Below are 21,524 nucleotides of genomic sequence, written 5' to 3' on the forward strand. Positions count from 1 at the left end.
CCTATCCTTTCTAGTTGCCATTTAAAGCCATATTTAAGGCATACCGGGCATTTGATTCTGCCAACTGAGCACTTTGTAAATTTGATTCTGCTTCCGAAATCTTACTATCCAGCAAAGACAAAATCTCATTCTTTTTTTCAGACAGCATTTTCTCTAATTTGTCCAAATCTTGTCGTTCTTGTTTTTCTTCATCATCATACTTCTCACCAGCAATATAAGATGACAATGACGAGACTGTCCAGATATCTGTAGACTGCTTTTGAACATTATTACGTTCTGCTTCTAATTCTGCTTTCCTACTAGCCGCTTGGCTTGTTACTGACGTAGCGCTATACAAGGCATTGGTCAACGCTATAATAGTTTCAATATCTTTAGCCATAGCTATCCTCCTTTTCTATATCATTAATACTTTCATTCTACTTGCTAACCCATCGGAAACATAGTAGTGTTCTTGCTCTTCTAATTGCGGCTCACGAACAGGCCTATTTGTGACTGTCAGAACTGATTGATCACTTAATCGAAGTGCTAAAATAGCCTGCTTATAGGCACGAACTGCCTTTGAAACCACATCAATGTGTTTAGTAATCAACGGTGAACTCATTACAATTGAACCATATCCAGCTCGAATTCCTTTATCTAGGACATAAGCCAAAGCCTCAAGCGCTTCTGAGTTTAATTCTCCCACCAATTCGGTTAAATTGTAAACAACTACTGTTGCGACGTGTTCTCGCTGTTTGCCTTCTAGTCGTTCCTGAATCTTGAACTCCATCATATCTAAGCCTTCTAGATATTCCTCTGGACTTGCAAGAACCGTTACACCTTCCATTTCAGGCAAATTATGATACTTCGGCGCCAAGACGATAACTTTTTGTTTTCCTTTAGCAATTTGTTCCACCAACGTAGCCATCTGTTCTTCCTTATCTGTTAGGTAGAGGAGATTCCCCTTGGCTAGGTTCCAAGTAATTGGCTCAACTGTCTCCATATCTAGTCCTAGAGGTAGGAGACCTTGCTCATAAGCAACTTGCACACTTGCGCGACTATAGAAGTCAGCCTCCGTCAACTCCTCTGGCACCATCGGAATGGCACTTGGGCGTTGGCCTGTCCAGACTTCTTGGAGAGAAGCGACTGTTTGGCGAAGGTTGTTGAGAATTTGAGTATCATTGGCTCCAGAAACTGGAAGCGCCAACTGGATGACATCGACTTCCTCACGTTTCATAAGGGCACGTCCCTTGATATCTTCCATGGTCATAGCGAGTGGTGTAGCACCTACAATTGCTCTCACTTCGCCTGCTTCATTCTGTGGTAGGCTCAATTGATGCTTGAAGTTCGAGTAGAGTTGAGCGCGCAGGTTGGTCTGACGACCAGCTGTCATCAAGAGGTGAACACCGATGCTGAGACCTTCACGAGAAATTCTCACTAGGAGCTTGAAGAGTTCTGCCTCATAGGCCTCTTCTTTGATAGCTTCATAGCTATCTAAAAGAAGGACAATAGCTGGTTCTTTCTGACCACTGGCCTGACGGTAGAGTTCCAATGTCCCAACGCCATAGTCAGAGAGAAGTTTCTTCCGACGATTGAGTTCTTTCTCCATGATTCGTACAAATTTAGAGATCTTCTCCGTTTGGTCCAAAAGCATGGTATCAGCCACCTGCGGAAGTTTAGATAGTGGAGCCAAACCATTGGTTCCAAAGTCCATCAAGTAGATAGTCAGGTCCTTAGGACTGAACTTACGAGCCAAGTCCATACCTGCAGACTGAAGGAAGGTCGTTTTCCCAGTACCCGGACTTCCATAGAGAAGGACATGTCCGTCCTTGGCGAGATTGATAGAGACAGCTTCCTGTTTCTGCGCCTGTGGAATATCTGCCATTCCAAGTAGGACAGAGAGCGGTTTCTCTTGTTCCCAGGCTACTGTCGGTTGCACTTCTTCTAACTCCTCAAGCGTAATTCGCTCTTTGAGCGGAGGCAACCATGGTTGCGGTACTGGAGGAATCTGCTGCTCTTCACACATGAGTTGGATATTATGCACAATCGCATCTAACTCTGTCGGAACTTCCTTGATTTCATCCGCATCCTCTAAGCCCGATAAGTCTTCGTTTAAGATTTCATATTGTCCCAATTCATTGATCAGGTAGATGGTATGGTCTTCAATTCCCATATCATCTTTTTCTGGCTGGTAATCTGCTCCTGACCATGCCGACTGGAAGAGTTCATAGACTTCGTTATTTCCGACCTGCAGATAGGCGCGTCCAGTCTGTGTAATCTCGGCCGCATCCGGTGTATGAAGCATTTCATTCGAGTCAGAGCGGTCCGCCACTTTGAGGGCAATCTTAAAGCGAGAGTTGGACCAGATCTGATCATCTACTACTCCTGATGGCTTTTGAGTTGCTAGGATCAAGTGGACCCCTAGAGAACGTCCGACCCGAGCGATAGATACCAACTCCTTGATAAAGTCTGGCTGGTTGGCCTTGAGCTCCGCAAATTCATCCGAGATGAGGAAAAAGCTTTAATTCATTATACCATAAGAGATATATTATAAGAAAACTGAATACAGTATGGAATAATAAAAAGAAAACCACCTGAAACTAATCCAGGTGGATATTCAAATATTATAGAAGTGAATGCTTTTTTCGTATATCTGACTAATTAACCATCCCCAAAGCAATCATCAATCACATGACTGACATTACCCATTAGATTTGTCATGTCTCCAAGCTTATAACCCAACGCCTGTACCGCAGCACCCGATGCCAGACTCTCTAAATCACTCTTGAAATTTGTAAACCGAATCTGCAAAGATTTCACAACTGCACCAACTGCTTTTTGAGCACGAACAACACCTTTCAATTCAGCTGCTCCATAAAATGCATCCTCCATCCCATTCCTGAACGCAGGCTTGAAACCTCCCAACATCGACACAACTAGATTTATCGTTGTAGCTGCTGTGGTCAAGTCTATATCCAAAACATCAATCTCTGAAGCAGCAGTTCGAATTGTACCCGATACTGAAATCTGGGACTCCACAATACCATAAAACTTTTTATCGTCCTTATCCTCAAATTTGTTCTTATAATAAATCTCAGTAGGAAAATCATTGATAAGATCTTTTAAATTATCTCTTGAGGTATTTATGACTTTATTCGTGTTTTGAATATAGCCTTTTGCACTATCTAGATAACTGCTAAAAGACGTAGACATCTGATTTGCTAGATCCTCAGCCCTCACATCTATCTGATCATCGAAAGCACTAATAACATCACGATCATCAAATATCCCGCTCTCTTCTAAGTAGGTATTATAATCCTGAGAAACACTAGTATTAACATCTGGAACCGAACTAAAATCTAGTGTATCTATATTTCTAGCCAAGCCTCTATCTGTTTCTTCTAAAGCAGTTTTGATAACTTCGGCTACAGAGATAGTATAGGAGATACAATAAATGATTGTTTGGATATTTTGCTCCAATACCTTTAAAATTTCATTCACAGCTTGTGGTATTCCATCACCAAAATGGGAACGTTTGTCTAAACCTGTCGTGCTTTTTTCTATCATTCCTTCAAACGAATTGACTAGTTCTGCACCTCTTACACCCAAGTAAGTAGAGGTAGCTGATTTAGCCCAAACGTTACCTCCGGATTTACCTTTTGAAGTCATGTTATGTACTTCAATATCGAGAAGAGCAGAGTCACTATTAAACTTTGCGCTATATAATTTTGATTCAATTGCTCCATGGTCAAAGTCTTTTCCATTACTATAAAAATAGTCGTTTAGGCCACTAAAGCCGAACCAGTCAAAATTCCTAGAAAAATCATAGGGATTATATTCATTAAGTGTTTTAAACGTTTCTTTCATGCCATCATAATTACTAAAAGCTTTATCTATCTTTTGTATAGCTTCAATCAAGCTAATTGATTGTAGATGCTGGAAGACGGCTTCTTTTAGATTGTTTGTACGACTCGACAAATTATTCATAACATTTTCATTTGCCTGACTTGTACGCTTGACTACTTCTAACAATTCTTTCGCATGTCCTAAACTGGCATTCAGATTTGTAATCAAAATTATCATAGAGGTTGTGTCTAAGCGAATTTCTTTTGAATCACCATATTTTTTCAACAAATCTTTAGTTGTTGTATTCTCTGGAGTCACTGCAAAATCTAATAAACCATCGCCATCTATATCAACCGCAAATAACTGTTCCAGAACTACTTGCTTTGTATATTCCATAGCTTCAGCATTTTCTCTGTAGTCTGTCATACTATGATGAATCGGTAAATCAATCGCAACAACATTACCAGGATACTTGGTTTCCCTTGTAATTCCAAAAAATTTTAGCACTAACCAAGTATTGTTATCCAGCAGTGTCTCTGCAGTACTATTATCCAGCGCCTGTCCTCCAAATGAAATCTCTTTCCCATCCTGAGCCCAGGCAATATTCGTTAATAAATCTCGTGTTGAAGAAAATGTCACAGAGTAACCCTTGTAATTCTTCCTCAACGCTTCAATTCGTTCTGCTTCTTCTTTAGCAGCTTTCAAAGTCTCAGGAGAAGTATCTTTTAAATGAGACAGATAATCCCAATACTGCCTAAGAACGGCATCGTCTGGAAGTTTAACTGTATTTTTCTTAAAACCCAAAGTCATCTTAGTTATCATGACATTCGTTTCATTAGCTTTCGCCTCTAATTTTTGTTTGAACTCTTCAAAATTGTTACTCTTACCAACAAATTCTGCATACCAAGCAGCGTCACCAGCTGCCACCATCTCGTTAGCAGTCTTACCGTTTACCGACTGAGGAGCCCCTTGATAGCCAAAATTATAGGGCACCTGTCTCTCCATGGCTGTCCTTCCAGCCTGAAATTCTCCATAAGAATGGCCAGTAGTTGTGCTAATATAGTGTCCACTCGCCTCCACTCTATCATAAAAATCAAGGGCAGGTTTATTCTTTTCTTTCAGGTATAAACTATCATTTAAAGCGATCGCAAGGTCTACAATAGGATCCTTATGACCATCAGCTTCCATGTTTGTTCCAGCGTAGGCGATATAGGTCTCCTTTGTCAGTTCATCGTAAACAGCAATAGCCGCAACACCCGAATCTTTATCATACATTTTGTCTACGATTTTTACAGAATCTCCATAAGATTCTTTTATGAGCTTTTCAGTAGTTTTAAGTGGTTTTTGAGGATTCCGAAAAGTATAATCTTTTTCATATTCATAAACATAATCTGAAATTTTAGCGGACACTTCGACTCGCCTATTACTTTTCTCGATTGAATTCATAAATTCACTTTCCTTTCACTAAATAAAATGCAGCACTGATTTGAACCAATTTTTCTTTAGATTCTAAACTTAGTAGGATATCGTATCTGTCATAGTAAGCATATCCAAGACTAACTGAAAATTTTGTGTCAGAAGGAAGGTTATACTTTTCCACTATTTTTTTATATAACTCAGATTGATTTTCTGGCTCGTAGATAATATCACTCAATTCAGTTTCTGCGCTCTTAAATGTTTTTTCCACATCTAAGGAAGCGAAATAATCTCTTGAAACCATTAAATTTAAAATTTCCTCATCAAATAAAGGATTTATCTCAGACTCATAATTTAGTTTACCATTAGAATAAGTAACTGGAACAGTTTCTTTATCCTCGCCAAGTGTTATTGTGTAATCACCTTTAATGTCAGCTTGATTAATATCTAAGTCCACTTCGTAGTTTTTGACTTCAGCTTGATTTTTTATATAAACATCACTAGTGTATGACTTTAGTCCAGTAAAATCTTTTTTTTCTTGTTCTAAAAATTTAAACATGGGCTCAAACGTTTTTTCAAATTCGTACTGTTCTTTTGTCCTGTTTTTTGGAATGGTTTCACCTCCCAAACTACATCCATTCAACAATGCTGCTGTCATAAGCATAATTCCTCCTATCATTAACCATAAAATTATTTTTATTTTTTTCATCTTTCTTTACTCCGCAATTATAATGTTCACTATTGATTTGTGATTGCGCCTTTAATCAAGCATCTAGCGCATCAATGCCTTAATCTTAATGTATATACTCTCACAAACAAAATAATGAACTTGATTTTCTAACATAGTCTCTCTTAGAGGTTTCTTTGCGACGGGTACAACGTTTTGGTCATTGAGCCTCATGCTAATCAAAGCTTGTTTGAAACCTTTGGCTAAGCGCAACGGAGCCTCTATATTACGAGAAATACTTTGGTTCGTAATAACAAGTGAAGCATAGCCTGCTAGTAAACCTTGTTTAAAGATAAACTCTAGTCTCTTTTGTGCCACAGGTGTTAAATTCCCAATTATTTCCGTGATATTATAAAGAACAATGGTAACTACATGTTCCTTTAATCCCTCTTGATTTCGCTTATGAATTTCCGATTCAAGAAGCTCTAGCCTATTTTCGATGTTTTGTATTTCATTCTCGTAAATGACTTCTTCCCCAAATCCCTCAAGATTTAGTTTAGAAAATTGTGGTGCCAAGACGATGACTTTCTGTTTCCCTTTGGCAATGTGTTTCACCAAGGATGTCATCTGCTCTTCTTTATCTGTTAGGTAAAGAAGATTGCCTTTAGCCAGGTTCCAAGTAACGGGCTCAACTGTCTCCAAGTCAAGTCCTAATGGGACGAGACCGTGTTCATAGGCAGTCTGCACGCTTGCTCGACTATAGAAGTCTCTCTCTGTCAACTCCTCTGGCACCATCGGGATAGCACTTGGGCGTTGGCCTGTCCAAGCCTCTTGGAGAGAAGCGACTGTTTGGCGAAGGTTGTTGAGGACTTGGGTGTCATTGGCTCCATAAACTGGGAGTGCCAGCTGGATGACATCCACCTCTTCACGCTTCATAAGGGCACGTCCCTTGATATCTTCCATAGTCATAGCAAGTGGTGTAGAGCCCACGATGGCTCGCACTTCACCTGCCTCATTTTGTGGCAGGCTCAACTGGTGCTTGAAGTTCGAGTAGAGTTGAGCACGAAGGTTGGTCTGACGACCGGCTGTCATCAAGAGGTGCACACCGATGCTGAGACCTTCACGAGAAATTCTCACTAGGAGCTTGAAGAGTTCTGCCTCATAGGCCTCTTCTTTGATAGCTTCATAGCTATCTAAAAGAAGGACAATAGCTGGTTCTTTCTGACCACTGGCCTGACGGTAGAGTTCCAATGTCCCAACGCCATAGTCAGAGAGAAGTTTCTTCCGACGATTGAGTTCTTTCTCCATGATTCGTACAAATTTAGAGATCTTCTCCGTTTGGTCCAAAAGCATGGTATCAGCCACCTGCGGAAGTTTAGATAGTGGAGCCAAACCATTGGTTCCAAAGTCCATCAAGTAGATAGTCAGGTCCTTAGGACTGAACTTACGAGCCAAGTCCATACCTGCAGACTGAAGGAAGGTCGTTTTCCCAGTACCCGGACTTCCATAGAGAAGGACATGTCCGTCCTTGGCGAGATTGATAGAGACAGCTTCCTGTTTCTGCGCCTGTGGAATATCTGCCATTCCAAGTAGGACAGAGAGCGGTTTCTCTTGTTCCCAGGCTACTGTCGGTTGCACTTCTTCTAACTCCTCAAGCGTAATTCGCTCTTTGAGCGGAGGCAACCATGGTTGCGGTACTGGAGGAATCTGCTGCTCTTCACACATGAGTTGGATATTATGCACAATCGCATCTAACTCTGTCGGAACTTCCTTGATTTCATCCGCATCCTCTAAGCCCGATAAGTCTTCGTTTAAGATTTCATATTGTCCCAATTCATTGATCAGGTAGATGGTATGGTCTTCAATTCCCATATCATCTTTTTCTGGCTGGTAATCTGCTCCTGACCATGCCGACTGGAAGAGTTCATAGACTTCGTTATTTCCGACCTGCAGATAGGCGCGTCCAGTCTGTGTAATCTCGGCCGCATCCGGTGTATGAAGCATTTCATTCGAGTCAGAGCGGTCCGCCACTTTGAGGGCAATCTTAAAGCGAGAGTTGGACCAGATCTGATCATCTACTACTCCTGATGGCTTTTGAGTTGCTAGGATCAAGTGGACCCCTAGAGAACGTCCGACCCGAGCGATAGATACCAACTCCTTGATAAAGTCTGGTTGGTTGACCTTGAGCTCCGCAAATTCATCCGAGATGAGGAAGAGATGAGGGAGAGGTTCTTTGGCTTCTCCGTTTTTAAATTTCTTCTGATATTGATTGATATGATTCACTTCAAATTCCCTAAAGAGTCGCTCACGACGATGGATCTCTGCATTGATTGAAGCTAGTGCACGCATGGATTGGGCACCATCTAAGTTAGTGATAGTTCCCAAGAGATGGGGTAGGTTTTTAAAGAGATTAGCCATCCCACCACCCTTATAGTCAATCAGCAAGAAAGCTACATCATGAGGATGGAAATTGACAGCTAGAGACAGGATATAGGATTGGATGGTCTCTGACTTCCCTGAACCAGTCGTCCCTGCAATCAAACCATGAGGACCATGAGCTTTTTCATGAAGATTGAGTTGAACCAGATCTCCCTGACCTCGTAAACCAATCGGAACAGCCAAACTCTTGTAAGGCGCGTTCTTTTCCCAGCGGCTAGATACCTGCAAGTCTTCAAATGTTTCCGCCCCATACATTTCCATGAAGGTAACCAAGTCCGGAATCGAACTCTTGAGATTTTGAAGGTGATTGAGAGGTGCCAAGGTTCGAGCTATGCGCTCCTTGTCATAATCGACTGGAAAATGATCCAAGCGGAAGTCTGTCTCTTTCAAAACTCCTTCTTCCATGACAAGTTGTCCTGTATTGCGGTCCTTGATGTTGATCACTGTCTGGATATTTTCAGACAAGGAACTCATCACATCCTCTACAAAAACGAGAGAACAACCCAAATCTGTTGGATCTTCTGTAAAGAATTCCATAATGACATGGTCCAATATTAGCTTTTCATCTGTCACTAAAACTACGTAATGAGGGTGGAAAAGTGTACTTTCTTTATGTGATGTTTCTTCCTTTTGACTACGACGTAGTTTCAAGATTTGGTTCAAGCTATTGAGAACCTGGTCACGTGTTCGTTGATTGTATACAAATCCTCGCACATTGAGCTCTTGAAGCTTGGCATGTGGAAGCCAACGCATCCAAGACCACTGTTCTTTTTCCTCTTCAGGCAAGATGGTAATAAATTGCACATCATGATAAGAGTGGAAAGTAGCTATCTGCATGACCAACAACTGAAGTTGTTCTAAAACTAGAATTCTTGGACCAATATACCCCACCGGCCCATGGCTTAGATTGGCTGGAATCGGCATATCCGGGATTTTTTTATGTCGACTATAGAGGGCGTATCCCTCTTCCTCTAAAGCATCTTTCTTCCCACTTCGTTCTCGTTGCCCATAATTTAACTCATAGCTAGTTGGGAGTTTTCCTAAGCCCAGACGATAATAAAGGAAGTCAAAGTGCAAGGGGGTCTTTTCATAGATCCTGTGATTATAACTCTCAACGAGGTCAGTCAACTCCAAAACAGTTGGAAAATGGTAGTTCATCCCCTCTTTTTGTTCCCGCTCCAGACGAGTCAATTCCATAGCCTTGTCCTTTAGATAAAGGCGATAGAGATCAATTCTCTCTTTTTTATCAGCCTTGTACTTTTTACGATTTTTGAAAAAGCCTCGGATAGAGAAAATCATTGTGGTGATTGACATTCCTACTGTCGCAAGAATATAAATTCCTCGAGGCTGAATCAACGTAATCAGGATTGTTACCCCAATCATCATAAGAGGAGGAATGATCAATTTCAATAGTTCATCACTAGGTTTAACTGGTTCCTGACCTGGAGGGTTTATCAAAATTTTATCTTCACTACCACGATAGATGATTCTTGGAGAACGATGATAATCAGGATACTCTTCATAAAAGGCATAACGAGATGGCTCTCTCAATGTCAATTGTTTCCCAACTTGAGCTGGTCCTTGAATCCAAATCTCATCTGGATAGAGTTTTATTGTCACTGCTCCTAAGCTCAACTCATCCCCAAAACTAATTGGTTGTTGGTCGTTTTGCTCCAAATGATTATTTCTATAGAACTCCCCTCGCATTCGAGTCAAAATCCATTGATTTTGAGTTTTCTGCAATAATAGCTCAATCTCTGCATCTAGAGTGATAAGAGCACCCTTATGAGAACCTATCTGAATTTCCGACAGATCCAAAAGATCATAAATTTTTGTTTCTCCTTCTCGGAGATAGAAGACGACTTCACCCAAGCTTAGAGCATTTTTCAGTAGGCCTACTTCGTCACCATACTGATAAAACACCTCGTCACCGTCAACTTTAAGTTGAATTGGCATTTCCTGTTGCGAAAGATACACTTGAGCCTTTTCAGTTGCACCAATCAAGACAGTTTTATCCGCACCTAATTCTACTTCATAACGTAGACCTTGGCTGTAGAAAATGATTTGTTTTTTCATAATTTCTCTCTTGGTCTCCTTTAATTGTTAGAGGAAGTGCTAGGACTAGATTTCTTTTCTGAAGAAGGTTTACTTTCAGAAGTCTTATCTTGTTGATTTGTAGTAGTAGTGGACTTGTTAGCACTAGTTTCATTTGTCAATAACTGACTTCGACTATCCCAGTACTTTTTGTATTCACTTTCCAATGTATTCAACTTACTTTCTCGGTCTTTTCCTGACAACTTATCATCTTCACGAACTTGCTTGATTTCTTGAGTCAACGCATAGAGAATCAAGTCACTATCATTAATCCGTTTAGCAATATCGAGAGCTTCTTCAAAACGATTGCGCCCAATTTGGATCCAGTAAGTCAAATAAAGTTCATCTGACTTGAGAGTCACATTATTCAAAATGACTTTCTTTTGGTCATCAGAAAATTCCAATCCCTGAATATAAGAGTATGCCAGTTCATACTTTTGAGTATTTGGTAAACTAGACGGAGTAACGCCCTCCAGTTCCGTAATAACCCCACTATAATCCACTTTTATAAAGGCAGTATCAGCCTGTAGCATCTTTTCTTTGAATGGATTTTGTACAAAAATCAAATAAATAAGTGGAATGGCCAACAAAACTACACTAGCTGACAACCAGATTGTAGCCAACTTAAAAACACGATGTTTTCTACTTGGAACCAATACCAAATCAGCCTGTTCTTTCGTGTATTTCTCGACATAATATTTTTCCAAAATTGAAACTGCAGATGCAATATCATTAGCTTGGCACAAATCATTTAGGAAATCTGGTAAAGTTTCTAGTTCCAGAGAACCGTTGTAGAGATCCATAAAGTCCAAATCGGTAAATAAAGTTACTGTAAAACACTTGGCTTGACGTAGAAAATCTTCTGGAGATATAGCCTGAGGAACCATCAAATCTGGAATTCCACGATAAGCAATTTTAGCTTGTGCATCTTTCGTAATAAACAGATTCAATGGATGCAAAAGAAAGGTTACCGGTAACTCTAAAGCTCCCTCTAGACTAAAAACGTTTAGAGCTAAACGAATTCTCTCTGAGATTGTACGGTTCTTCACTTCATCATAACTTAATCCATAAGGCTCTACTTGGTAAGAAAAAGTCACACTGTCCTCATCAGATACCATGGATTGCTCCAAAAACAATGGATGGTGTAAATCCAACAACAAAAGCTCTCGTAGATCTTGACTAGCTACATCTGAACGTTTAAGTTTTAATTCCCAGGTAGTTTCACTTTTTTCATAGATAAATGGTTGTCCACCAAATACAAATTTTTCTTCAGTCACCTATATTTCCTCAATTTCTACTAAATCTCCTGTCGTCATTGGATAATCAGACAGATGTTTTCCTTCATCAATCAACAAACCTTTATTGACTATTCTTAATTGGTATTTTTTTCGCTCTATTCCTGGATTAAAAATCGTATCAATTTCTCGGATTAGACGACGTACTTCAATCTTTCGGGGAATTCGAACATCCACATCCCTATCTTTCAAGCGCAGGGTAATATTGATATGTTGCTCCATTACTTTTTGTATCTCCTGTCTGATTTATCCTTTTTCTATGTTTCTTGGACGAACTGTTAAAACATCAATCCAAATTATCTGCCATCACTCGGTAACTCATCAAACCAGTGACACCCATCAGCAATAGAACGACTCCTACATAGAACATCTCTGGCATAAAATTATTCAATTCCCCTCCAGTACCCTTATCTAAATTTGTTTGAAATTTAGATAATTTGCCGGAATTTGGTTGAAATAGTTGTTCTTGCAAATTATTTTTTACTGGTCCCTGTATAGCAGAAAACAGTTGTCCCCTTTCTGTGATCAACTGTTCTTCTTGATAATGTTGCATCTCCTGCAACTTCTTTTGAGTCACTTCATTAAAAAGGTCTTTGACTTGTTCGGACTGAATACCAAACTTCAATCCTTCTTTCTTCTCAAGTCGAGAATCATCAAGCTGCAGACTATTATCCTTTATATCATCTGCAGTAGCTGTTGAAACTACTGCAGACGCTACCAAGGTAAGAAGCAAAAGAAATATTTTTTTCATATTCTTAATTTCTATACTTTCTCAGTTTGATTTACTTGAAACCACAAACTTCCTGCTTTGATAAAAACGTTCATAACAATTAGAATTGCTATCACAAAAATCGTTGCGACAAAAACTATAATTGTGGCTGGATGTCCATCAAAATATCCTGAGAGCAAGCCTTCTAATATTGATAAAACATTAAGGTTTTTGATAAATGCTGGGAAGCCTGTTAGACTAGCTGTTGTGCCGATAGCATTTGATAGGTACACAAAGCTAATCATCATAAAGAAGGCGAGTCCCATACCAATTACACGAAAATGTTTAAGTAAGAAATATTGTCCTTGAATCAGCACAAATCCCGCTAAAACAATTAATAAAACCCATGATGGTTGGTACTCACGACCAACTTGTAGCTGAATATTTGAAACGATACCAACGACTAGTCCAACAACAAGGCTTAGCGCAGATAAGGTAATTACAGTCACAAGGTCTGTATCATGTAGTTTATCCAACTTAAATTTATCTTTAACCTTACGAATAATATTTTGAGTCGCAAAGAGATAAGCTGTAAAGAGACTCACAATTTCCAAAAGTAGAATCCATGTAAACGGACGATATACATTAACTGTTGCTTTTACAGAAGATGAATTTTGCGCAACTGGATTTGATAGGAAATTAAGCAGGACTTCATTTGGCACTCCATTTTCATAAGCATTATTTAAAACTTTCAAGAAAGATTCAACAAAGTTGCCATTGGCTGTCAATTCCTCGTTAAATTGGGTCATCAACGAATCAGCATCCTGCGAAAGTTTTTCAGTGCTAGTTTGCGCATTTGATAATTCACGATTAAAATTACTCAAAGTCTCATTCACTGATTCAGCCGCCTTCACATTGCTTTGAGAAGAAGTCTTCACACCTGCTGTTTCTGTTAAAAGAGCTGCAAAATCAGTATTTAGAGTTTTCAATTGCGTATTAGTAGTCTCAAAAGCATCATTTCCGTCTGCTTGTTTATCCTTCAAATCTTTTAGCGCATTTTCTAACTGTTTGTAGTGCTCAAGTTGGTCCCTGATTTTGGTATCCAATTCCTTGTTTGTATCCAAAACATCTTGCACATTTTTCTCTAATACAGGTTTCAAATCAGTCAATTTTGTTAAGGCCTTATCCACTTTGTCCTTAGCACCATCCGTATCTGTAGCACTGGCAGGAGCAGATAGACTATCTTCATATTTCTTCAGATTTGAAGTAATCGCTTCGTACCAAATATTTGTTAAAGCTGTAGAAACATTACTGTTTCGCAAATCTTTAATAGCATTATATGCTTTTAATAGTGAGTCCACTTTTTGATAAGTAGACTCTATTTTCTGAACCTTTTGTCCGTAAGAAACCGCAGCTTTTTGCACATTTGCCACATCTACTGGAGCGCTAACTGCTTGAACATCATTCAACGAAAGTATGCGGTAGATTTTTTTAGAACGCCTAAATTCATACAATTTTTAGGAGAACATCACCGAGTTTTAAAAAAAGACTGAACAAATTTCTTGCTCAGTCTTGACATTGATACACTTATCAGGTATCATTAATTAAAGACTGAGTAAGAAGGTCGGTTTCTTACTCGGTAAGGCGAGAAGTGTTAGCGCACTTTTCGTCTTTTTTTATTCGATTAATTTAAGTAGATTATAACACATTTTTACATACCGCGCAAGCATTTTATGTTTGATTGTAGCACAAAAAGACCTTTTTTTGCAAAGGTTATTGTTATATAACTTTTTATACACTTTATTATGTACTTCTATTGTTTTCGGAAGTAGGATAACCTTTTACTATCAGGGTAACATTGATATCTAGATGTGTTTTCTTTATCAGTTTTACTCATTCTCTTTTTAATGGTATAAGCAGAAACTTCCTCTAAAGAAATAAATTTTTCATAATCCTCTCTCCAGTTGCCAAAGAATAGTTCCCTCAAGGAATCCTCATAATTCAAAACAATTATCCGACTCATCGTTTCAGCTCCAGCAAGAGTCCAATACATTCCTCTTTTTTTCATTCTATAAGTGACCTTACGATGCTGACTCTCCATTATACCGATTCCTGCATGACTGAATCCTCTCTGTTCGGCTGGTTTAGTATATTGGAAATTTCTCAATATTTTACTCTTGAACTTCTCAAACAACTCTTGTTCTTCTTCTGTCTCGATATAACTTTCGGTCGTATCTAGGACAGTTCTCATTAACTGCTTATCATGTTGCTTAATCGCCTGGAAAGCTCTCTCTAATAGATCTTCAGAGTAAAATTTTAAATAATTCTTCAACTCCTTATTTACATGATACTCATCCCAGAAATGTTCGTGGCGTTTAATTCGCAAAACCTTCGCAATCTCTTTGAAAACATAGGGTGTATATCCATGACCTCCATCAGAGTTCGTAATTAATAAAGTCTGATTCGTAATTTCGTAATTATTGAACAGATAATCGATCACCTGCTCCCTCACTAAGCGGTTATCAAGGCCAATAAATTCCTTTTTGTCCTGGAGTTCAAATCGATTGCTGCCAACTTTATGGCTTCCCGTATGGACTACAAAATGGGATAAATCATAATGTTTATTATCCTTCTGTGTGTCTCGTGCTTTGACCATCACACCGTCACCCTCAATATAAATAACCTGGGCTTTTCTTTTGCTAACTTCTTTATTCTCTTCATAATATCGATAGCCTTCTCTTTCCTCCAATAACTTCTCACAGATTTTTACAGCTTTTACTACAATTGGCTTTGTGATAGAGATGTGATAAGTCAATTGGATCACCTGAGTTACTTTATCATATGGCATCAAAGTAGATAATTTGGCCACCTGGTACATAAATTCCCAGGAGAAGCGGACGTTCTTTTGAAGCCCTAACTTTTCATCTACTGGAATGACCCAATGATCTCCCTTTTTCCAACGTCTTCTTCTGAAAGTAAACTCACCAAATGTAAAAGCGACGGTTCGCTCCATTGAATGAATACAGGTATAGCCCTTTGCTTTCATGACTGGAATCATCTCCTCATCATACCTAGAAACAAAGTTATAAAATTCTTTTGCATTTTGAAACAGCAATTGATTTTTTAATTCTCTCTCATCAAAGAAAGCCATTCAGAATCCTCCCTTATTAAAATTACGCTTATTTTAATAAATTTTGACCTGAATGTTCAAATAATCATTTGTTCTGACAAAAAAAGAGCCTATCTTTTCAGATAAACTCTTACTTGTCATACCAGGGTTTCTCTTTCTTACTCAAATAGGATTTGCTCATTTCAATAGTAGCTATCCCCATAGGAATCAAAATAATACTCCATAAAACCGTCACAATTCCATCTGCAATAAAGGAAAAACCACCTGTAAAGTGAAGTCCCAAATACAGTAATAATACAACTGGAAGGAAAGCTGGAGCGAATTTCAAAACGGCCAAACCTAAAACAATTATAAACACCGTACTAAGTCCAAATGTTTTATAGAACACATAGATTGCTATAGCTCCGATAAAAATAAAGAACAGCTGAACAAGTCTTTTAATATCAATGAAAATCATCATAGATTCCTCCTACTTCATCAGTAATATTTTAAAATTTATTATCTCCTTATATGTGGAGGCTAAATAGTTTTTGGTAAGATACCCTATAGAACGCTATTTTTTCTTTCTCTCCATCTTTTCCCATTCTCTTATAATCAGATTCTCAATATAAGATGAAGCTGATTTTTCACCGTGATACTCTACTAAAGCATCTAACATATCATATCGAACATTATGATGCAGAGAGAAAGGAAAACGTTGCTTTTTATTATAGCTGTCAGGAGACTTTCTAGCCTCCTGATTTTGTTTCCTCGAGGAAAGAGTCTTTTCTCTCTTTGGTGTACTTTGGAATGTTTGTTTTACTTGTGCGAATCGATTCTCTGTCATGCTACCTCTCCTTCTAACACATTCAAAATATTTTCATATACGTAGTTTATATTATCATAAAACTTTTGATGTGTCTCTTTTTGGTTAGCTGTCATCTCTTCATACTGCTCAAAGACACTCTGACTGATCACAAGACTCTTGGCCATGAGCTCTTTCTCCTGGATAGAACCCAGGTAAGCCTGATCTTCTTCAACAACTTCTAAAAATTGTTTGCAGGTGTCTGTTACATTGTTTCCAACGTACTTAATCTTATTCCCAATAAGATAAGGTTCTGCTTTAACATAGCTTTTCTTAGTAATAACTTCGATAGCCTCGCTCTTAATGAAGTCTACAAAATTTTTCAAAGATAACCAGGCACGAAAACCATTAAGAGAGGCATCAGAAACAGCCAAGACAATATCTGATACAGCTATAAAATTTGCTGTAACTAAACTCTCATCATTGTGCGTATCAATTAGAATGACATCAAATTGCGCTTCTAACTCTTCGTAATGTTCGCTAAACCACATAAACAACTGGAGATACTTGTTGTTTCGACTAGCAAGATCTAACTGCTCATCTGTCAAACGCTCATCACCACAAATCAAACTGAGATTTTCCGATATTGGAACAATTTCATACTCTCCAGTTGTAAATATATCATAGACAGTTTTCTCACATTTTACATCAAATGTTCTTGTTAAATTACATTCCCAAGCGCCATCAATGAGTAGTGTTCTAAGTCCCTTAACACGTGCCAACCAATCTCCTTCATTAAAGGTATCTGTAGTCTTCCCACCGCCACCTTTTCCTAAGTTTGTAGTCTGAATCTTCATGATTCCCTCCTTGGATAATTGTATATTTTGTTATATAACTTTTTATATACTTAATTATACCTAAAACAACTTTATTTGTCAATATAAAAGCACAAAAAGTTATATAACTTTTTGTGCAACTTGTTATCCGTATGTACCACCTATATTTCCGCCAACATAGGCTTTTAGCTGGATTTGTTGAACTGTAGTATTGAAATTTCCAACGAAATAGCTGTTCTCTTCTCCATTCTTAGTTAAAACAACCAAAAATTGAATCACATCATCTGATTCAGTTGGCATCACTTCCAATTGTTTAGGTTGAAAATCATACTGATTCGTCAGAAGAGCCATCGCAAAGGTTTGAACCATCGCATTCTGTGTCATAGATAAATGATTCTCGATTGTTCCCTTGACATTTGGCAGAAAATTCGTCTTTTTTATATCTGCTACTGCTTCTTCAAAGGCTTTTAACACTTCTTTTTTGTCTTCTGAGCTTGCCTCTGCGTAGGGGCGTTCTAGTTTTAACTTAGCTGTCCGATAATTCTTCTCGTCTGCTGTTTCTTCTTTGGAAGGCAGCTCGTTTTGAGTGGTTCCTGAAGAACTCACCTGTGCAGCTTCTTCTATTTTAGTTTGTTGAGATGGCCTGAAACTCGATACAATCCCTATTCCTGCCAAAACCAATAGAACACCTACTACAATCGATACAACCATATTCTCCTTTATCCAATCAATCATTTTATATACTCCTTTTAATTTGAACTTAATTTAGCTTCTCTGTCATCTGGATAAGCAAAAGAGATTACCTGTTCTTGTTGTTGTGATTTAGTCCAAATACGATAATTCCATGTATATGGAGTTTTGAACTGATCCCAGCCACTCAGAGGTGTATTTTGTTCTACAAATAAGATAGAGCCATTCTCGAAAACATGACATACAATTCCAGTATGACCATATCCTCCACCTCCTACCTGTGTAGAAAAAATAGCGCCTCTTTTGGGTGTAGCCTTAACTGAATTTCCAAATATTGCAGCCCATGCTGCTGCCTGATCTTTCCCATTACCTTGAACTGAACCAGAATGCCCCCATAAGTGATTTCCAATACTAATTGTAAGATTCACACATTGTCCAGCATACTCGTCACTTCCAGGATTATACCATCCTGTAGACTTAGCATAATCCATGCCTAAGCTCTTAGGATCAATAATGAATGGTTTCAAGCTATCTGGTAAGTCTTCTGGTTTATACCCCCATGCAGTCGCATCTGAAGGGACAGTTCCCGTTCCATCGGTGCTGCTACCTGACTCACCACATCCACTTTTTTCAGCTGAAGAAGACACCGCACTATCTGAAGAACTGACATCTTGTGTACTGGATCCTTCATATGGCTTCTCACCATGAGCAGCAATAGCTTCCTTATCAAGCCACTGATACTTCGTACCCAGTTTTTGATACATATCAGTTAGTTTGCTCTTATAAGTGCCATCTGTGGCCCATCCACCATCTGCTATAGCGGATAGGCTAGCAATACCATTTGTATTGTTTATAGCCCCTTTATAAAGCGTCTGGTGAGCCATAAACTCAGCTTTCCCTACAATACCTGCATCATAGCTAGAAAACCAAGTATAAGCTCCTCCTGTGCCGTCTCCAACATTTGCTCCAGGCTTTGTTCCTGTTAGGTCAACACTGTCTTCACCATATGTCGCAAGAGTAACTGGAAAATTACTCTTGCTAGAGGTTTTAACACCTCCCATATTGTGAGCTTTCCAGAAGGAAGTACCATTAGGATTCGTAAAATTGAACCCATTCTCTATCATTGTTTGAGTGATAGAAGCTGAAGGTAGGAAGCCTCCTGCCTTCCAAGATAGGATATAGGCTTCCTTATGCTTTTTTACAAAGTCATCGATGGAACCATCAGCTGAAGAAACTGTTGAGTCGCTAGTTGAGGATGTTGTTTCTACGGCACCACAATCATTTCTTCCATTATTGGTTACAGCTCCCATTATCCCAACTAACATGGTTATTCCAACATTGACAATTAATAGAAGAGCTACAAGAGGGATGAGGAGCTTCAGTTTAAATATTTTTTTCATGGATACCTCGCTTATCTACCACAATCCTAATATTGTTCGCAAAATTCCATAAAAAATTAAAAATACAATAAACCCTATACCTATTTTTTTGAGACCGTTCAAAAACTCCTTATCTCGTTCCTTTTGCGCTTCTAGGCGCTTTGGATCAGATTCTCCCTCTGAAGCGAAATAATCTCTTTCTTGTTTCATGCGATATTTACGAATCAACACATATTGATCAAATCTCTGCTTAGTCCTTGCAATCATTCCTAGTTTATTTTTGGCCATCCTGGTTTATCTTCCTTTCTTATTCAATACCGCCATAGCGTTCAACTTCAGGAGCTAACAACTGTTGGTTAAATACTAGATTTCCAACTCCTGCAATGTTCATGAATAACTGTCCTTTCGCCAGACGGGGCAAAGTCTCTAGTTCAGACTGATTCATTGATCCAGATAAGGCGTTAGCTAGTAGAGGAACACTGGTTTCATCCGTCTGAGCAAAAACTCTATATTGCATCAGACCAAAAATTCTCTGAACAGCAGTCACATACGGATCCTTATGAGTGCCGATACCTGTCTCAAACAGAATACCTCGTAGTGAATTTACAGACAATACAACACCAGCAAAGTTTTCCCCCATTGTATCGATCATATCGGCTAGGAGATTAACACTACTTTCATGCTTTGGATTAATGAGTGTCTGTGCCCCACTAATATTAACAATATAGTGTTGCATATCCATCTCCGTTAAGTCAGGTCGTTTCTTCAGTAGTTGCTTACAACGTTTTCCGTTATTAACAATATCAGCTGAGACAAGTGAAAGAACAGAAAATATCTGAACATTTAACAAATGAGGGGCGTTCTTCAACCCTGAGAAGTCAAATGTTACAACTTGCTCTGAAGAGATATCTTGAAATTCGGTTGTTCCCTCGAAAATTTCTGCGTTTGTTGTCAATAGTTCGTTAAACGTATTGTAAATACGCTTAACAGCCTTGTGTTCAGCTTTATCCGCACTAGTTTGTTCCAGTCGACGTTTGTAGGCATCAACAAACAAAATAAAATCAGACAGAATAGGATACTCTTCCTTCACAATATCCGTCGCTTTCAGTTTTTCTGGATTCAACGAAGGATTTCGAGCCCACAACTCTTCCTCAATATAGAAATCATTCAGGAGAGTTCCAAATGTTATTAAATCGTCTCCTGTCACTTCATTATTCAGGAGTTTATAGATACTCTTCAGTTTCTCGATATGAAGGTTGTAAGATTTCTTCTTATCGATTTCAGTTCCTGCTTCGTTGGTTACTGTTGGAAATACCTGGAAGATATTGATACGGTTAGCCTCACCTGATAAATCAAGAATCAATCCATGTTGTTTTCGTGTCTGATCAAGAAACTGGCCAGTAGCATCAAAGTTGCGAATATAATGACCCTTCGCATAGAGACCATCTGTGTGTTTCATAAGAAAAGATCGTTGTCCCATCTTTGGATTTCCAGATAGGATCATAAAGGACCGTGTTCTTTTCTCGTCACGTTCTAGAAAATTGAAATTTACCGCTCCGTTCGTTGGAGTCCATCCAAGATAGAAGCCTTTCTCATCTTCTAGCTTCGTATGATTAAAGAAATATCCACCAGCTATTGAGTGAGCTGGAGTCGGTATCCCTCTTCGATGATTGGGTAAATCAATCTGATATTCAGCTGGAATAAATGGGGCATGGTATTCAAAATCTAATTCTCCTGATAGAATGGTGGATTTGAATTTCGACGTTTTGTCTTTGACCTCTTCAACCTTCTTGAATAATTCTTCTTTGGTTGATGCAAACACAAAGACACGAATATACATCCCATACATAGCTATATTCCGCTTATCAATTTCACGGCTTAGTTTATTAAGATTGTCAATTTCATCTAGTTCTTTCCGATTATTGGTTAGTTTGCTATTGTTTGTAATCCGTGTTGACTTCTCTTCAATAGAGTCCTCAATCTCTTTTTGAAGCTGTCTGTTATCCTCCTTGTACAGCGATAGGAAGGAACGTGTTCCAGGAATCAACAACAATTCAGAAAGCCAAAAACGATCCATTCCTTCAGTTGGATATTCATAATAGTGTAAGACCGTATGGTATCCATCTCCACTTATCCAGGAGCGGTCATCCTTTTGAAAATCAATATTTCCTTGCGGTTGAATCTGGCTAAGAAAGGCAAGGTCATATCCTTCATTTTTTAGTTGTCTTTGTCTACGTTTTGATAAATCAGGCATGCTATC

Annotated in this window: 15 protein-coding genes and 2 pseudogenes; all 17 read right to left on the reverse strand. The window is 38.7% G+C overall.

The window, feature by feature from the left end; all coding sequences use genetic code 11:
* Nucleotides 1-10 precede the first annotated feature (10 nt).
* Nucleotides 11-379, reverse strand: a complete 369-nt coding sequence (locus KBU52_RS05950; RefSeq protein ID WP_254724900.1) for a chemotaxis protein — start codon at nucleotides 377-379, stop codon at nucleotides 11-13.
* Nucleotides 380-394: 15 nt separating this feature from the next.
* Nucleotides 395-2,494 (reverse strand): annotated as a pseudogene (essC, locus tag KBU52_RS05955) (type VII secretion protein EssC); the annotation flags it as partial.
* Between the two features lie 146 nt (nucleotides 2,495-2,640).
* On the reverse strand, nucleotides 2,641-5,271 hold the full coding sequence (locus KBU52_RS05960; RefSeq protein WP_254724929.1) for a hypothetical protein: 2,631 nt from the start codon (nucleotides 5,269-5,271) through the stop codon (nucleotides 2,641-2,643).
* Between the two features lie 4 nt (nucleotides 5,272-5,275).
* Nucleotides 5,276-5,950 (reverse strand): hypothetical protein, encoded by a 675-nt coding sequence (locus tag KBU52_RS05965; RefSeq protein ID WP_254724928.1) that lies wholly within the window; start codon nucleotides 5,948-5,950, stop codon nucleotides 5,276-5,278.
* A 63-nt stretch (nucleotides 5,951-6,013) separates the two neighbouring features.
* Nucleotides 6,014-10,423, reverse strand: a complete 4,410-nt coding sequence (gene essC, locus KBU52_RS05970) for a type VII secretion protein EssC (RefSeq protein ID WP_301796818.1) — start codon at nucleotides 10,421-10,423, stop codon at nucleotides 6,014-6,016.
* A 20-nt stretch (nucleotides 10,424-10,443) separates the two neighbouring features.
* Nucleotides 10,444-11,718 (reverse strand): type VII secretion protein EssB, encoded by a 1,275-nt coding sequence (gene essB, locus KBU52_RS05975; protein WP_254724898.1) that lies wholly within the window; start codon nucleotides 11,716-11,718, stop codon nucleotides 10,444-10,446.
* Nucleotides 11,719-11,958, reverse strand: coding sequence for an EsaB/YukD family protein (locus KBU52_RS05980; RefSeq protein WP_254724897.1), 240 nt, complete (start codon nucleotides 11,956-11,958; stop codon nucleotides 11,719-11,721).
* A gap of 64 nt (nucleotides 11,959-12,022) precedes the next feature.
* The gene (essA, locus tag KBU52_RS05985) at nucleotides 12,023-12,487 is read right to left on the reverse strand and encodes a type VII secretion protein EssA (RefSeq protein ID WP_254724896.1); all 465 of its coding nucleotides are present in this window, start codon (nucleotides 12,485-12,487) and stop codon (nucleotides 12,023-12,025) included.
* An 11-nt stretch (nucleotides 12,488-12,498) separates the two neighbouring features.
* A pseudogene (locus tag KBU52_RS05990) lies at nucleotides 12,499-13,920 on the reverse strand (type VII secretion protein EsaA); the annotation flags it as partial.
* Nucleotides 13,921-14,258: 338 nt separating this feature from the next.
* Nucleotides 14,259-15,596, reverse strand: a complete 1,338-nt coding sequence (locus KBU52_RS05995) for an ISLre2 family transposase (RefSeq protein ID WP_254724895.1) — start codon at nucleotides 15,594-15,596, stop codon at nucleotides 14,259-14,261.
* 109 nt (nucleotides 15,597-15,705) lie between these two features.
* Entirely contained in the window at nucleotides 15,706-16,035 is a 330-nt protein-coding gene (locus KBU52_RS06000) for a hypothetical protein (RefSeq protein WP_006152272.1), read from the reverse strand.
* Nucleotides 16,036-16,128: 93 nt separating this feature from the next.
* Nucleotides 16,129-16,401: a hypothetical protein gene (locus KBU52_RS06005; RefSeq protein WP_000138497.1), complete on the reverse strand. Its 273-nt coding sequence runs from the start codon at nucleotides 16,399-16,401 to the stop codon at nucleotides 16,129-16,131.
* Nucleotides 16,398-17,216, reverse strand: a complete 819-nt coding sequence (locus KBU52_RS06010) for a ParA family protein (RefSeq protein WP_000701738.1) — start codon at nucleotides 17,214-17,216, stop codon at nucleotides 16,398-16,400. Before KBU52_RS06010 ends, KBU52_RS06005 begins: the two co-directional genes overlap by 4 nt.
* A 123-nt stretch (nucleotides 17,217-17,339) precedes the next feature.
* Nucleotides 17,340-17,930 (reverse strand): hypothetical protein, encoded by a 591-nt coding sequence (locus KBU52_RS06015; RefSeq protein WP_006151840.1) that lies wholly within the window; start codon nucleotides 17,928-17,930, stop codon nucleotides 17,340-17,342.
* A gap of 14 nt (nucleotides 17,931-17,944) precedes the next feature.
* Nucleotides 17,945-19,285, reverse strand: a complete 1,341-nt coding sequence (locus KBU52_RS06020; RefSeq protein ID WP_254724894.1) for a CHAP domain-containing protein — start codon at nucleotides 19,283-19,285, stop codon at nucleotides 17,945-17,947.
* Nucleotides 19,286-19,300: 15 nt separating this feature from the next.
* On the reverse strand, nucleotides 19,301-19,552 hold the full coding sequence (locus KBU52_RS06025) for a hypothetical protein (protein WP_006152015.1): 252 nt from the start codon (nucleotides 19,550-19,552) through the stop codon (nucleotides 19,301-19,303).
* A 19-nt stretch (nucleotides 19,553-19,571) separates the two neighbouring features.
* The gene (locus tag KBU52_RS06030; RefSeq protein WP_006152118.1) at nucleotides 19,572-21,518 is read right to left on the reverse strand and encodes a hypothetical protein; all 1,947 of its coding nucleotides are present in this window, start codon (nucleotides 21,516-21,518) and stop codon (nucleotides 19,572-19,574) included.
* Nucleotides 21,519-21,524 lie beyond the last annotated feature (6 nt).

Origin of the sequence: Streptococcus sp. 9.1(2021) (assembly GCF_030466425.1) — a bacterium.
In the GTDB taxonomy this organism is placed as follows: Bacteria; Bacillota; Bacilli; order Lactobacillales; family Streptococcaceae; genus Streptococcus; species Streptococcus wuxiensis.